The sequence below is a fragment of the Mesorhizobium sp. Pch-S genome (assembly GCF_004136315.1).
GTDB lineage: Bacteria > Pseudomonadota > Alphaproteobacteria > Rhizobiales > Rhizobiaceae > Mesorhizobium.
Genome location: NZ_CP029562.1, coordinates 4,368,967 through 4,383,251 on the forward strand (window position 1 = coordinate 4,368,967; position 14,285 = coordinate 4,383,251).

Sequence of the window (14,285 nt, forward strand, 5' to 3'; positions counted from 1 at the left end):
GATGGAGACACGCTCATGATCGAATTGACGGAAAAGGAGCAGCGCTTCCTCAAGCGCGTGCACGAAGTCACCCATTTCCCCTGGACGAACATGGTGAAAGCCGTGGATGCCAATGGCAAGGCAATGCGGTTGTCGCGGGCGACGTTCGAACGGCTGCGTGACGACGGCATCCTCATCCGCTCTTCCAGCGACCTCACCTCCAACATCTACAGGCCGATCAGTGCACCGGTGACGCCGCAGGTGGAAGACGCCTTGTCCGACGCCTGACTGCTGTTTTCCGAAAGGCTCCAACTGACGCAGCTTTTTGGAACGGGTGCCCGCTGCGGCCGTTCCCCGTTCTCATAAGGGGAACACGACAATGTCCGTCAAACTCTACTGGACAATCTACACGAGCTGCCTGGTGGTCGGCATGAGCCTGGCAACGGTGATGGTGGTGGCCTGGTAGACGCATCGCTGATCTGACGCGGTGTTCCGAGCAGCGTGCTGTCATCTGGCACGCACCCATGAAGCCGTGCGTTTGCGGTGGCGCAGCCACAACAGGCCGATGTTGAGCGCAAAGCCGGCAGCGAGCCCGGCCAGCCAGATGCCGGTGACGATCCGGGCCAGAGCCTGTGCGCTGTCGTTGCCCCCGTAACGGTACTCCTGCCAGATCCAGAAACATGAGATCACGAAGGCCAATACGGCGACGGCGAGCAAGCTGGTCAGCCAGTTCCGCATCGCCAGCGTGCCCACAAACGGGATGAGAAGGATCACGGTTCCCGCTATCCAGAACATCGGTTCCATGGCCCGCCTCCGTGACCTATCCCATCCCGACCCCGGCCGGCGGTGCTTCATGCCGGGACACGGTCCACGCCCCGCCAGGGCATGCTTTGTGTACAGCAAGGCCGGAAAGCTGGATGTGAACCGTTTCACCGTCGGTGCGGGCATATTCAGGAGGCGGCGATCCAGCCTGGAGCAATTCCAGGAAAAGTGCGTGCGGTTTTCGGTTCGGAATTGCGTAAGAACAGAGAGTTGGAGCGCTTCCGCGGTTCCGTAAAAAACGGAAACGCTCTAACGGTCGGGGCAGGTCTCGGGCAGGCCGTTCAGACCCTGCTTTGCGGTCTGGAATGTCGCGGTGGTGTCGCCGTCCTTGCGGGTGAGCCGTACGACATAGATACCGTCGAAATCATCGCCTTGCCATTTGGGCACGACGTCGGGATCACCGTCGTGATCCTTCATGATCTTGCGCGCCAGCTTGACCAGCTGCTTGTGTTCCCAGGCAACGACAACAAGCGCATTCGCATAGGCCTTGTCTTCCAGCCTGTCCTTGAGCTTTGCGATATCCTCGACACCGATGCCGGCGTTGACAGGCAGTCCGAAGGTGATGGCCATCGGCTCGACCGTGGCAAGCGGCCGGATGTAATCATAGGCCGTGCCCTTGTCTGTCTTCTGGTCTGACGGATTGGGCGCGAAAATGGCGGCGGGAACCCCGAAACGCGCCTTGATCACGCCGGGCAGCCGCAGGGACCGGTTAAGACCCTGGCAGTTGAGCTGGCCGAGCCCTTGCTGCGGCTTTTCGCCATGGCGGATCAGAACGATGGTCTCGACGTTTTCGGCTGCACTGGCAGCCGAGAGCGGGAGCGCCAGACCGATGTTGACGGCCAGGGTGATCAGACGAGCGGCCTTCAAATGCATCGTGTTTCCCGCGTTTTCGCTGAGTAGAACCAGACTGCGATCGTCTGGTGATTGATGGTCCCACGCTAAAGCGTTTCCGTTTTCCCGGAAACGCTTTAGCTCCCAGTTTTATGCAGTTCCGGACGCAAAACCGCTACGTGGTTTAGCCGGACTTGCGCCAGGCGAGCCTGTTGCAGAACGTAGAAGGCAAGCAGGATTGCGGCGTCAAGCTCGAAGACCTCCTCCATCGCCGAAAGCGCATGCGAGGACGATGCGGAGATGTCGATGACCTGCGCCAGGCCGATGAAGGCGACGTGCGCGAGAAACAGCGTATGGCTCGAGAGATGTCTCGGATCGCCCCGGAATCCCCTGAGCAACTGCGTCGCGACAAAAATCGTCAACGCGACTGAGGCAGCAAGCAGCAAACCCACCAGGAGCCAGGCCAGAAGCGGGTCGAGGTCGTGTGCCAGGCGAAAGACGACGATGAGCAGGTCGTGGAAGCCATCCAGTTGTCCGCCCCCATAGAGCGGCGGCGGCTGGAAGCCGAACAGGCGCGACCCGAAGCTGGTTTCGTCCATCAGCTCGGCGAAGCCGACCAGTCCCGCCAACAGCAGCGGAAGCCGCATTCCCCACAGTGCCACGGAAGCGGCGGCACCGAACGCGGCCAATGCGAAGAAAATCGCAGTGGCCATTTCGACGATACCATCTTCCTGCAGCAGCAAGGGGCGAAGATCCGGCGCCTCGACCGCGACAAAGGCAGCGGCCACCGTCACGATGCCGACAACCAGAAACGCTCCCAGCAGGAGCCCGAATTGATCCATCCCGCGGGGAAGACCGATGTTGGCGGAATGACCGCCCTGGAGACCTGTCGCCACGGTTTCTCTCCTGTCGCAAAACAGTCATGGAATCGTCACCTAGGTCCGGTTTCGGGCAAAGGGAGGGCGGGATTGTGGGCGGCTGAGCACATCGTGATGCAGCCTGTAACGTTGCATGAGATGGCGCCGGCTCAGCCGTTGTGAAGAACCCGAAAGCGATCGGGGTCTGCGGGGTGCCGTTCCGCGACCTGTATTGGAGGCCAGGTCCATTGCCATACGTCGATGCCAGGCGTGCGCGAGAACCGGACTTGCCCGCGGGTGCCTTCGACGGCGATGTTTGGCCAGGCTTCGGCCATATGATCCCGATCCGTGCCGGAGGAACGCAGCACTTCTGCGAGGACAGCGATGGTGTCGTAGCCTTCGAAAGCAACGAACGAGGGCGTCTCCGACAATTTCCGGCGAAGGTCTGCTTCGACACGTGCGCCGAGGGGGGCGAGGTGTTCCGGCAGATAGCGCAGGAAGGGGATTGCCGCACCTCCCGGCATTGTCGCGAATTCGGCAAATTCCGGTTGCCCGGCCGGTGCACCGATCAGGATTTCAGGCAGGAGCTGGCGGACGGCTTTGACGAGAGAGGTCACTGGCTCAGGGTAGCCGGCCAGAAGCAGCAGTGCGGTTGCGCGATTGTCGACGAGCTCGTCGCAAAGCGCCATGGGAGCGAGGGCACGCGCGTCGAATTCGACGACGGTCCCACCATGCCGGCCGAGACAGTCCCGCAGAATGCGGGCACCTGAAGCCCAGTAGACACTCTGGTCGAGCGCCAGTGCGATCCGGCTGTGGCCGGCCGCGAGCAGGAAGTCCGCATAGACCTGCCAGCCGCGTGACTGCGGCGGTGCCAGCCGCGCGATCCATTGCGTCGGCTGCTCGGTCAGCGTGTCGAGCACTGCGGACGAGCAGAGGAAGGGCAGCCGAAGGGCATCGGCCCTGGCAGCAACAGCCCGCGCAACGACGCTGTGATATTCTCCTGCCAGGGCAGCCACGCCGAGGCTTGCCAGTTCATCCACCGCCGCCACCGCCTTCCGGGGATCAGCGGCAGTGTCCCGCACCACCAGCTGAAGCGACCTTCCGGCGATGCCGCCAGCGGCATTGATTTCGTCGATGCCCAGTTCAAGCCCGCCGAGCAGGTGCCGGCCTGCCTGAACCCAGCCGGGCGGGGTCAGCGGAGCCAGGGCGCCGATCCGGATGGGTGACCTGTCAATCGTGTTCATGCGTTGCTGTCTAAGGGAGGCTTTGCCGGAATGGACAGGGACAGTGCAGTACAAATTTGACAATCTGTATCGGTGTCCTGGCCGGTACAGTGGGCTCCGGTTTCATGAAGCCCTTGATGCGGGTCTCCCCGGGCCGTGCGCATAGTTTCGGATCGTGGTTCATCCGGCTTGCGCTTTTCCTTGCGAGCCGTGGGCTGTTTCGGCATCTGGTAGCCGTGGAATCGTCGAAAGCAGTGAGCAGGCACATGACCAAGGACGAAGTTGCCAAGGACTATCTGGACTTCCTGAGAACGGCGCTGACCGTTTTCACCTGGACGGCGTTGTGCACGGCCGTGACGGTGTTCGCGTGGAGTCCGGAGATACTCGAGTATGGGGTCCTGGCGCGATTGCTGGCGGCCATCGTCTCCTTCGTAGCCCTCACAACCACGATCGGCGGCGCCTACAGCCTGGTCTTGTCCGCCTACGCGCTGCGCAAGAAAATCATGCCTCACGCGCCCTGGGCCATCCTGATGCCGGTGGTGTTCTTCGGGCCCATCGCCCTGTGGGTCTTCGGGCTGGCCGCGGTGTCGATCTTCGTGGTGCCGATGCTCAAGAACATCGCCCAGTACTAGCCTAGTGTCAGGTTGCGCCAATGATGGGAGGCGGCAGGTCTGCTTGTCGGGTAGCGCGCGGTGTGATCTTCTGCCCACGAGCCGTTTTCATCGTTTTGGGGGAAGCATGAACAACCGGATTTTCACCCGCATTGCCGCTCTTTCCGTCGCCATGGTGTCGGCTCTCGTCATCGCCGCCACCCCAGGTCTTGCCGACGCCACCAATCCAACGGCCGACATTGACGGCGCTTCCGACAACGTGCTGGTCAAACGATATGACGGCTCCTTCATCGTCTCCTACGAGAAGCTCGCCTATACCGATTTCAGCTTGCCGCTCTCGGCGCTGAAGCCCAGCGAGGATCCGGACGCACGCGACAAGAACAACAACCGGAAGTTCGCGCCTGAGAAGAAGGTCGAGGCCGAAGGCGCTCTCACCCGCATCGCCTATGTCCTGCCGCCGGATCGCTCGCCGCTCGAAGTGCTGCGCAACTACCAGGATGTGATCGCCCAGAAAGGCGGCGAGCTGTTGTTCGAGTGCAAGAAGGAAGAATGCGGCGGGGCTGCCGATCGTGCTTCCAGCGGCGGCGGCAACGACATGAGCCTGACCATGTTCTTCTTTTACGACAGCGACCTGAAGGACGCCGACTTCAGCAATGGCAAATGCGCGCTCGCGTCGACGATCACCGACCAGCGCTATTTCACGGCCAAGGTGCCGGAGGATGGCGGCGATGCCTATGTCGCGGTGCAGACCTACACCGTGCTTGACGACCTCTATTGCAAGGAACTGAACGGCCGCACGGTGGCGGTTGTCCAGGTCTTGGAGCCCAAGGCACGAGACAAGAAAATGGTGGTCGTCGAAGCCGCGAAGATGAATGAATCGCTGTCGGCGACGGGATCGATTTCGCTCTACGGCATCTATTTCGATACCGACAAGGCCGACATAAAGCCGGAGTCCGACCCCACCTTGAAGGAGATCGCCACCCTGTTGAAGGACGATCCGAAAATGGCCGTGCTGGTTGTTGGTCATACGGACAACCAGGGAAGCTTCGATCACAACATCGACCTGTCGTCGCGCCGCGCACAGGCAGTCAAGGCGGCATTGGCGTCGAAATACGAAATCGATGAAAAGCGGCTCACAGCAGCGGGGGCCGGCATGATGGCGCCCATTGCTTCCAACGACAATGACGAAGGCCGCGCCAAGAACCGACGCGTGGTCCTGGTCAAGGCGAACTGAACGCAAGGTTCTGGAACAATGATCGCAGACTATATCGATCAGTTCATCATGTTGTGCGCCGGGTTGTGGATGTCCGGGGTGGGGTTTGGGTTGCTTGCGTTCCCCATCCAGGCCAATCCCGGGCAATCGGGATGGTGGGAACATCTCATGAAGCATTTCAAGTGGATGGGCCCGCTTCTCATGGTGATCGCCATCGTGCTGGCCGTCGCCAAATAGGGACGTGTCCTGCTGGACAATTCTGGCTTTCGATCGAACTGAGCGAAAAAGGAAAAGCGTTTCCTCAAGCGTGTCGCGACGATCCCCCATTTTCCCTGGTCGAACAAGGTCGCAGCCGCCGACACCAAGGGCAAGTCGATGCGGATTTCCCGCGCCACTTTCGAGCGTTTCAAGGAAGAGCGCATCATCATCTGCACCGGCAGCGGGCTGACGTCGAACTCCTATTCGGTCAATCCATCCCGATCGCTCCCGAGGTCGAAGAGATCAACCTTTCGTCCTGACAACTGGAAAGCCGCCAGCTTGCCCATGGGCATCTTCGAGGCGGGATGAGTAAATCTCACCGCCATTGCCAGCTAAACTCCTTTGACGAGATAAATTCCCCGGGCCGACAATTCCCGCAGGCGCCACGCCAACACAAGGGGGGAATTGGTATGCTCACGAGACGCGAATTGCTGGTTACGGCTACTTCCGCACTGACGGTTGGCGCACTGGGCGGAGTGGCCTTCGCTGAGCCCGACGAGGCTCTGGTCGCGCGGGCCCGCGAGGAAGGCAGCATCACCTGGTACACCGGCATCGTGGTCAATCAGCTGGTGCGGCCGGTGGTGGCCGGCTTCAAGCAGCGCTATGGCATCGATGTGCGGTTTACGTCGGTCACCGAAGCGGAGACCGTGCTGCGCATGCGCAGCGAGGCGAATGCCGGCCAGAACCTGGCCGACCTGTTCGATTCCTCAGGTGCGGTGTTTCCGCCGCTGCTGGCTTCCGGGCTTGTCGGTCAGTTCCAGCCATCCAATGCCGCTTCCTTCTCTCCGGATATGAAGGACAAGGATGGCTACTACACCGCCATCTATTCGATCTACCTGACCACGGGCTACAACACCGATCTCGTCAGCGAAGAGGAAGCCCCCAAGGGCTACGAGGACCTGCTCGATCCGAAATGGCACGGCAAAATGGCTTGGGCAGACACGCCTGCATTGTCGGGTCCTGCCGGCTTCATCGCCAATGTGCTGGACATCATGGGCGACGAAAAGGGCATGGACTATCTGAAGCGCCTGTCGACGCAAAAAATCGTCAACGTCCCCGGCAACCAGCGCGTGGTCCTCGATAACGTTATCGCCGGCCAATATCCGATCGGTCTGATGATCTACAATCACCAGACTTACATCAGCCGCGCCAAGGGAGCGCCGGTGAAAGCGGCGCGAACCGAGCCATTTGTCGGCCATCTCGGCGCGATCTTCCTCGCCAAGAATGCGCCGCACCCGAACGCAGCCAGGCTGTTCATCGAATATCTCTGCTCGCCGGAAGGGCAGGGGCTGGTGCGTGACGCAGGTTATCCGCCCGCTGATCCGCGCATTCCGCCCAAGGAGCCAGGAACCAGTCCGGTTACTGCAGGCTTCAAATACAGGATGATGACGCCCGCGGATGCCGGCGAGCCGCTGGCGAAATGGGTCGCAATCTACAACGAACTGTTCAAGGCGTAGTCCGGCCGTCGTCCAACCCGTCCTGCAGCCCCGATCACGCCGCCACGGCTGATGGCCTACACCACTTCGAGCGTGTCCTCGAGCTTGGGAATTCCGGCGAGTTCGGCACCGGCAACGATGCTGTCGAGCAGACCGGGAAAACGCTGGTCGAGGTCCTCGCGGCGCAGCGTGAGAAAGCGCTGCGTACCGACCGCTTCGGTGCGGGTGACGCCAGCTTCGCGCAGCTTGGCCAGATGGTAGCTGAGGTTGGTCTTTGAGCCCAGCGCCAGGAAGCGGCTGCAGTTCATTCGTCCCTTGCCGTCCTGGCAACGGGCGAGGTGGGCGACGATGGCCAGACGGGTCGGGTCGCCAAGCACCGAAAGCACCAGCGGCAGGCTGATCTGATCGGCGGTTGGGTGGGGCAGGGTCATCGACATGCGCTCAAGGTAGGGGCGTTTCCGGCCCGATTCAATGCGCCGGCAAACCGCGCGCCTGAACGGTCCGCTGACATGATGCTGGCAGGAGCCTTGTGCCATGGAATTGAAAAACCGCCAAGCCTTGTTCAAATATTCAATGTTTTTTGAACAAGGCCTGGCTGCAAGCAATTGACAAACCGCCGGGACAAGTTCAATTGTTCAATATTCTTTGAACTAAGGATATCCCATGGACAAGCGCCTCTACTGGCTCGCGCTCGGATCGTTCACCATTTCGACCGAGGGTTTTGTCATTTCCGCTCTGCTGCCGGAGATCGCCGCGGATGCCGGCATCTCGGTGCCGGTGGCGGGTGTGCTGATCACCGCTTTTGCGCTGGCCTATGCGGTCGGCGCGCCGGTGCTGGCGACACTGACCGGCGACTGGGACCGCCGCCGCATCATTCTGTGGACGCTGGCTTTCTTCGTGCTCGGCAATATCGTGGCCGGGCTTTCGTCCTCCTTCGCGGTGCTGCTTGCAGCGCGTATCGTCATGGCACTGGCGTCGGGTCTCTTTGCCGCCACCGCACAGGCAACGGCGGTAGCGCTGGTCGATGCGCATCACCGTGCGCGCGCCATCTCCGTTGTGGTCGGCGGCACGACCATTGCGGTGGCAGTCGGGGCACCGCTCGGCGCGCTTCTGGGAACCTTCGCCGGCTGGCGCGGCACCTTCTTTGCGGTGGCCGCACTGGGCACGCTGGCGGGGCTTGTCTTGGCCTGGCGCCTGCCACGCGGGCTGGTTGGCACCCGTTTGCCGCTCAGTGAGCGGTTGCGGGCAGCGTTGCGCCCTGGCGTGCTGCCGATCCTTGTCCAGACCCTGCTGATCCTGACCGGTGCCTTCACGGTGTTCTCCTACATTGCGCCGCTGGCGATCGAAGGCGCGGGTCTGAGTGAACTCGCCTTGCCGGGCCTGCTGCTCGCCTTCGGCATCGGTGCGGTTCTCGGCAACATCACGGGCGGCCAGATGGCCGACCGCTTTGGTGCCACGCGCACGGTCGCGTGGTCGTTCGGGCTGGTGACCATCGTTCTGGCGTTGATCTCGGCAGTGCCGGTTCTGCCGCGTCCGGTTGCCGGTCCCGCGCTGTTCGCGCTGATCGCCGCCTGGGGCCTGATTGGCTGGGCTTTTCCGCCGGCACAGGCCAGCCGCATCGTGAAACTGGCGCCGGATGCTGCACCGATCGTGCTCTCCCTCAATGCGTCGGCGCTTTATCTTGGCGTCGCGCTGGGAGCGGTGGTCGGTGGCGTGGTACTGCAATATGGCGGCACGGTCGATCTCGGTATCGCCGCGGCACTCTTCCCGCTCGCCGGTCTCGGTTTGCTGCTGCTCAGCCTGCGTGTCGCAAGACCGTCGGCGATGCCGGCCGAATAGACTCAGGCGGGCCGCTTGCCATCGAGGCTCTTCGACGAGAACCAGACATCGCCGAAGATGGCGGTGGCGGTTGCGTCGGGAGCCTTTTCTTTCGTGATGAAGACGGAACGGCTGCGTTTGGCTTCCTCGGACGTCGGTATCTTGAACGACGCACCGTCTGGTCCAGCGTCCGAGGCGCCCACGCAGGGGATGAACCAGGAGCGCATGAAGGGCTGGCAGGCAAAGCCTTTTTCCAGTCGCGTCACCAAGACGGCAAGGCCGATCTTTTCCGCCGGCCGCCAGGGAAAGACCAGCCGTCCTCCGGGTTTCAGCGCCCGCAGCCAGGAAGCAGGCGGAGCAATGGCGCCGGCATTGACATAGATGATGTCCGACGGTGGCAATTCAGCATGCACGGCGTCGCCGTGCACCACGTTCACAGTGTCATAGCCAGCGAGGTTGTCGGTCGCACGGGCGGCGAGATGTACCTCGTATTCATAGGCCGTCACCTTGCCGGCAGGGGCCACGAGCCTGGACAGGATAGCACTGTAGTAGCCGGTGCCGGCACCGATATGGGTGATGTGCTCGCCAGGTTTCGGCGCTACCTTCGTCATCCACATTGCGTGCAGCAACGGTTCCCCGTTGTTGATGCCCTTGTCGCGATCCAGTGCCACCAGATGGTTCTGGTAGAGATGGACCGGATCGGCGCTCGGTGTTTCGATGGCACGACGGCCGGATGTCCAGGGAATGACGATCACCGTCCATGGGCCTGGACCCAGGAAGTCTTCGCGCGGGATGGTGGCAAGGGCCTCTTCCAGGCGCGGATCCTGCGCACCGGCATTCGCGGCAAGCAGACTGGCATAGAAGCGGCGGGCTTCGGCGACGCGTGTCATGGTCTCTTGCAAACCTTGCGGCGGCGTGGACACGATATCCACACCGCCGCAAACATAACCCAGTTTTGAGAGCGGCGTATCGTCTCTTGCTTCAGGCGACACCGGTGAAGATGTCGTAGAGCAGCTTGAAGTTGAGTGTGAGGATCAGCGCCGCGACGATCCAGGCCAACACCGCGACCCATCTGGAGATCGCAAAGGAACCCATCTTGTTGCGATCCGATACGAACTGGACCAGCGGGACCACGGCAAAGGGCAACTGCATCGACAGGATCACCTGGCTGAGCACCAGGAGATCGGCGGTGCCCTTTTCACCATAGATCGCGGTGACGAACACGACCGGGATGATAGCGAGACCGCGGGTCAGCAACCGGCGTGCCCAGTGCGGGATGCGCAGGTGCAGGAAGCCCTCCATCACGATCTGGCCGGCCAGTGTCGCGGTCACCGTCGAGTTGAGGCCCGAGGCAAGCAGGGCAATGGCGAACAGCGTCGAGGCAATACCAAGGCCAAGCAGCGGCGACAGAAGCTCGTAGGCCTGGCCGATCTCGGCGACATTCTGGTTGCCGCTGCCGTGGAACGCGACCGCCGACACGATGAGGATGGCGGCGTTGACGAACAGCGCCAGCATCAGTGCTATGGTTGAGTCCAGCGTCGCCCATTTGATGGCGTCGCGCTTGCCGGACTCCGTGCGTGGATAGGCACGGGTCTGCACGATCGACGAGTGCAGGTAGAGGTTATGCGGCATCACCGTCGCGCCGATGATGCCCATGGCGATGTAGAGCATGGCCGGGTTGGTGACGATCTCGGACGACGGCACGAACAGGCCGTGCAGGATCGAGCCGGGCTCAGGCGCTGCCGCGAAGATCTGGATGGCAAAGCAACCGAAGATGATGATGAGCAAGGCGACAACGAAGGCTTCGAGATAGCGGAAGCCCTTGTTCATCAACAGAAGCACCAGGAAGGCGTCGAGCGCGGTGATCAGCGCGCCGCCGATGAGCGGGATGCCGAACAGAAGATTGAGGGCGATGGCCGTGCCGATCACTTCGGCAAGGTCACAGGCGATGATGGCGAGTTCGCAGGCCACCCACAGGGCGTAAGCGACCGGCTTTGGGTAATAAGCGCGGCAGGCCTGGGCGAGATCGCGGCTGGTGGCGATGCCGAGGCGGGCGGCCAGCGCCTGCAGGAGGATCGCCATCAGGTTGGACAACATGATGACGAAGAGCAGCGTGTAGCCGAATTGTGCGCCGCCGGCGAGATCGGTCGCCCAGTTGCCGGGGTCCATGTAACCCACCGAAACCATGTAACCCGGTCCCATGAAGGCAAACAGACGTCTGAACCATGTGCCGGTTGTCGGTACTGCGATGGAGGAATTGACTTCCGGGAGGCTCGGTCGCCCATCGCCCATCGGCCGGAAAAAGGCACGCTGGGAAGGTATTGTTTCGGCGACGTCGGCGTCTTGCATGGGGAGCCTGCTGGGTCTGGTCTGGATTGTCTGGCAAGCTAGATTTATGCCTCTGCTCAACATTATGCAACATGCTATATTTCATTGTCTCGGCTTTTTGATCGCATGATGGTTTTCGCTTAAAGGCAGCCAGTGAAGGTGTTTCGATCGGGAAGGGCGGTGCGGAAGCATGACCGTTTGCAGCCTTTCGAGCCGAAATACAAAATCCGCTTAAAAATCAGAGCTTGTGCTATAAAAGCTGAAAGCCGGTTTCAAACCGGCTGCCGAATGTCGAGGAGAAACGATTGGCATCGAGACAGAGAGCCATCCCGCGCGACGAGCCCCTGCCGGATGCCGATGTGCATTCGGAGGGGTTCCGTCAGACTCGCGAAGCGCTCCGCAGCGCGCTGGTGGAGGATTATGTCGAACTGATCGCCGACCTGATCGAGGACGGTAACGAGGCGCGTCAGGTCGACATAGCGGCCAGGCTCGGCGTGGCCCAGCCAACCGTCGCCAAGATGCTGACCAGGCTGTGCGCCGAGGGCCTCGTGTCGCGCAAACCCTACCGCGGCGTGTTCCTGACCGAAGCAGGGCGCAAGATGGCCGAGGAAAGCCGCATCCGTCACCAGACCGTGGAGGCCTTCCTGCGCGCACTCGGCGTCAGCGCAGAGACCGCGCGCATCGATGCGGAAGGCATCGAGCACCATGTCAGCGCCGAGACGCTGGAAGCGTTCCGGCGCGCCATGGCGAAAGGGCTTTAGTTTCTTCAATGGCTGCAGCCGTCGTTGGACGGTCGTTGGGAAGGTGTTCGACGGTCAGGGTGACCGTCCTTGCAGCTCCGCGCGCATGCTCGCAGAACGAAAAATCCTGTGACTTGCCGCAACCGTTGCGATAACACTGACTGGGTTCGGCCAGGCGGCCGAAGTGAATTTATGCGAGGAGTTGCCATGCTCTGGAGAGGTCGCCGGCAGAGTGACAACATCGAGGACAACCGGACCGATGGTGGCGGTTTGCCGGGCGGTCTGGGTGGCGGTCCCGGCCAGTTCCGCATCCCGATCGGTGGCCGCGCCGGCGGTGGTGGGCTGTCGACCATCATCATCCTTGTGGTGCTTTATTTCGGGCTGAAGTTCCTCGGCATCGATCCGATGCAGGTCCTGGGTGGCGGTGGCGGCGGGTTGCTGCCCGGCGACAACACACAGATCAGCCAGTCCGACCAGCCGGGGCAGAGCAGCGCGCAGGCCAACGACGAGATGAAGCAGTTCGTCGCGACCATCCTTGCCGAAACGGAGGACGTCTGGACCGGTATCTTCCAGGCCAATGGCCTGACCTATGAGCAGCCCAAGCTGGTGCTGTTCTCCGGCCAGATCCGCTCGGCCTGCGGTTTTGCCAGTTCCGCGTCGGGGCCGTTCTACTGCCCGGGCGATCACAAAGTTTATCTGGATACGGCCTTCTTCGACCAGCTGTCGCGGCAATTTGGCGCTTCCGGTGACTTCGCCGAGGCCTATGTGATCGCGCATGAGGTGGGTCACCACGTGCAGAACCTCACCGGCGTGCTGCCCAAATTCAATCAGATGCGGCAACGCATGAGCGAAGCCGACGCCAACCAGATGTCGATGCGGGTCGAGCTGCAGGCCGACTGCTTCGCCGGCGTCTGGGGCCGCTTCACCGCACAGAAGGGCATTCTGGAGCAGGGCGACCTGGAAGAAGCGCTGAACGCGGCCAAGCAGATTGGCGACGACACACTGCAGAAGAAGATGCAGGGTTATGTCGTGCCGGAAAGCTTCAATCACGGTACCTCGGCACAGCGCCAGCGCTGGTTCAAGGCCGGCTTCGATTCGGGCAAGCTGTCGTCCTGCGACACCTTCAACAACCCGATCTGATGGCTGTCTCGCATGGCGATCGAGAAGCGCATCGCGCTTGACGCGCAGCTTTCGCTGTCGCGGCGGGTCTTCGGGGCGTGGCGGCTGCTCGACACGCCGGAGCGCCCCGACGCACAGGCGGTGGCGCGCCTTGTCGGCATGGCAGTCGATCTCGGTCTCACCAGTTTCGACCATGCCGATATCTATGGCGATCATGGCGTCGAGGCGGCCTTCGGTGCTGGCCTCGCCGCCTGGAAAGGCAGGCGCGAGAGCATCCAGCTCATCACCAAATGCGACATCATGCTGGTCTCCCGGAATCGTCCGGACAACTGGATCACGCATTACAACACCAGCGCAGCCCATATCGCGGCGTCGGTGGAGCGATCGCTTACCAATCTCGACACCGACTATCTGGATCTCCTGCTTCTGCACCGGCCGGACCCGCTGATGAATGCCGACGAAACGGCGCGCGGCCTGGAAAACGTGGTGCGCGCCGGTAAGGTGCGGGCGGTGGGTGTGTCCAATTTCACGCCCTCGCAGATCGACCTGCTTGCCGCGCGGCTGCCGTTTCCGGTCGTCACCAATCAGATCGAGCATTCCGTTCTGGAGACGTCCGCGCTGTATGACGGCCGGCTCGATCACGCGCAGCGGTTACGCTACGCGCCGATGGTCTGGTCGCCGCTTGGTGGCGGGGCACTGTTCACCGGCGAGGGTAAGCGTGAGGACCGGGTGCGGGAGGCGCTGGCGAAGGCAGCGAACGCGCATGGCACAGACGACATCTCGGCGGTTGCGATCGCCTGGTTGTTGCGTCACCCGGCGAGGCTGGTTCCGGTGCTCGGCACCATGAAACCGCAGCGGCTCGCCCAACTGGCGGGGGCGCTCGACATCGAACTCGACCGCCAGCACTGGTTCGCGATCCTGGAAGCCAGCGAAGGCAGGCCGGTGCCATAGTTTGGCGCAATGAAGCGTTGACCAGCCAATCGACCGTCGTTCGCAAATTGCTTCACAAAACCAACCCTGTCCTGACGGCTGCTGTCAGGAGAAAGCCCT

Annotated in this window: 17 protein-coding genes; 10 read left to right on the forward strand and 7 right to left on the reverse strand. The window is 62.0% G+C overall.

What is annotated here, in order from left to right; all coding sequences use genetic code 11:
- Positions 1-15: 15 nt before the first annotated feature.
- Positions 16-267 carry a hypothetical protein gene (locus tag C1M53_RS20460; protein ID WP_129413897.1) on the forward strand — a complete coding sequence of 84 codons (252 nt, stop codon included), beginning with the start codon at positions 16-18 and terminating at the stop codon, positions 265-267.
- 219 nt (positions 268-486) lie between these two features.
- On the opposite strand, the gene C1M53_RS20465 is transcribed toward C1M53_RS20460, so the two are convergent.
- The 4 genes from C1M53_RS20465 to C1M53_RS20480 all read right to left on the reverse strand — a co-directional run bounded on the left by C1M53_RS20465 (position 487) and on the right by C1M53_RS20480 (position 3,733).
- Positions 487-783 carry a hypothetical protein gene (locus C1M53_RS20465; RefSeq protein WP_129413898.1) on the reverse strand — a complete coding sequence of 99 codons (297 nt, stop codon included), beginning with the start codon at positions 781-783 and terminating at the stop codon, positions 487-489.
- Positions 784-1,050: 267 nt separating this feature from the next.
- Positions 1,051-1,674 carry a hypothetical protein gene (locus C1M53_RS20470; RefSeq protein ID WP_245488225.1) on the reverse strand — a complete coding sequence of 208 codons (624 nt, stop codon included), beginning with the start codon at positions 1,672-1,674 and terminating at the stop codon, positions 1,051-1,053.
- 95 nt (positions 1,675-1,769) lie between these two features.
- On the reverse strand, positions 1,770-2,528 hold the full coding sequence (locus C1M53_RS20475; protein ID WP_129413899.1) for a hypothetical protein: 759 nt from the start codon (positions 2,526-2,528) through the stop codon (positions 1,770-1,772).
- 131 nt (positions 2,529-2,659) lie between these two features.
- A complete protein-coding gene (locus C1M53_RS20480; protein ID WP_129413900.1) occupies positions 2,660-3,733 on the reverse strand; it encodes an ABC transporter substrate-binding protein in 1,074 nt (357 codons plus the stop codon).
- Between the two features lie 245 nt (positions 3,734-3,978).
- Here C1M53_RS20480 and C1M53_RS20485 point away from each other — a divergent pair, with 245 nt between their 5' ends.
- From C1M53_RS20485 to C1M53_RS20505, 5 genes are all read left to right on the forward strand, one after another.
- Entirely contained in the window at positions 3,979-4,344 is a 366-nt protein-coding gene (locus C1M53_RS20485; RefSeq protein ID WP_129413901.1) for a hypothetical protein, read from the forward strand.
- 106 nt (positions 4,345-4,450) lie between these two features.
- The gene (locus C1M53_RS20490) at positions 4,451-5,557 is read left to right on the forward strand and encodes an OmpA family protein (RefSeq protein WP_129413902.1); all 1,107 of its coding nucleotides are present in this window, start codon (positions 4,451-4,453) and stop codon (positions 5,555-5,557) included.
- 18 nt (positions 5,558-5,575) lie between these two features.
- Positions 5,576-5,773 (forward strand): hypothetical protein, encoded by a 198-nt coding sequence (locus C1M53_RS20495; protein WP_129413903.1) that lies wholly within the window; start codon positions 5,576-5,578, stop codon positions 5,771-5,773.
- Positions 5,774-5,911: 138 nt separating this feature from the next.
- Complete coding sequence (locus C1M53_RS20500; protein WP_129413904.1) at positions 5,912-6,103, forward strand: hypothetical protein; 192 nt, start codon at positions 5,912-5,914, stop codon at positions 6,101-6,103.
- 101 nt (positions 6,104-6,204) lie between these two features.
- Positions 6,205-7,251 (forward strand): extracellular solute-binding protein, encoded by a 1,047-nt coding sequence (locus tag C1M53_RS20505; RefSeq protein WP_165358195.1) that lies wholly within the window; start codon positions 6,205-6,207, stop codon positions 7,249-7,251.
- A gap of 56 nt (positions 7,252-7,307) precedes the next feature.
- Here the strand turns inward: C1M53_RS20505 and C1M53_RS20510 are convergent, their stop codons facing one another.
- Positions 7,308-7,661, reverse strand: a complete 354-nt coding sequence (locus C1M53_RS20510; RefSeq protein WP_129413906.1) for a helix-turn-helix transcriptional regulator — start codon at positions 7,659-7,661, stop codon at positions 7,308-7,310.
- A gap of 232 nt (positions 7,662-7,893) precedes the next feature.
- Here C1M53_RS20510 and C1M53_RS20515 point away from each other — a divergent pair, with 232 nt between their 5' ends.
- The gene (locus C1M53_RS20515) at positions 7,894-9,069 is read left to right on the forward strand and encodes an MFS transporter (RefSeq protein WP_129413907.1); all 1,176 of its coding nucleotides are present in this window, start codon (positions 7,894-7,896) and stop codon (positions 9,067-9,069) included.
- 2 nt (positions 9,070-9,071) lie between these two features.
- Here C1M53_RS20515 and C1M53_RS20520 read toward each other — a convergent pair whose 3' ends face one another.
- Both C1M53_RS20520 and C1M53_RS20525 read right to left on the reverse strand, forming a co-directional pair.
- Entirely contained in the window at positions 9,072-9,938 is an 867-nt protein-coding gene (locus C1M53_RS20520) for an rRNA adenine N-6-methyltransferase family protein (protein ID WP_129413908.1), read from the reverse strand.
- A 91-nt stretch (positions 9,939-10,029) separates the two neighbouring features.
- Positions 10,030-11,340 (reverse strand): Nramp family divalent metal transporter, encoded by a 1,311-nt coding sequence (locus C1M53_RS20525; RefSeq protein WP_245488632.1) that lies wholly within the window; start codon positions 11,338-11,340, stop codon positions 10,030-10,032.
- A gap of 341 nt (positions 11,341-11,681) precedes the next feature.
- On the opposite strand from C1M53_RS20525, the gene mntR reads away from it, so the two are divergent.
- The 3 genes from mntR (at position 11,682) to C1M53_RS20540 (ending at position 14,186) form a co-directional block, all read left to right on the forward strand.
- The gene (gene mntR / locus C1M53_RS20530; protein WP_129413910.1) at positions 11,682-12,137 is read left to right on the forward strand and encodes a manganese-binding transcriptional regulator MntR; all 456 of its coding nucleotides are present in this window, start codon (positions 11,682-11,684) and stop codon (positions 12,135-12,137) included.
- A 186-nt stretch (positions 12,138-12,323) separates the two neighbouring features.
- Positions 12,324-13,256, forward strand: coding sequence for a neutral zinc metallopeptidase (locus C1M53_RS20535; RefSeq protein WP_129413911.1), 933 nt, complete (start codon positions 12,324-12,326; stop codon positions 13,254-13,256).
- A 12-nt stretch (positions 13,257-13,268) separates the two neighbouring features.
- On the forward strand, positions 13,269-14,186 hold the full coding sequence (locus tag C1M53_RS20540; RefSeq protein WP_129413912.1) for an aldo/keto reductase: 918 nt from the start codon (positions 13,269-13,271) through the stop codon (positions 14,184-14,186).
- Positions 14,187-14,285 lie beyond the last annotated feature (99 nt).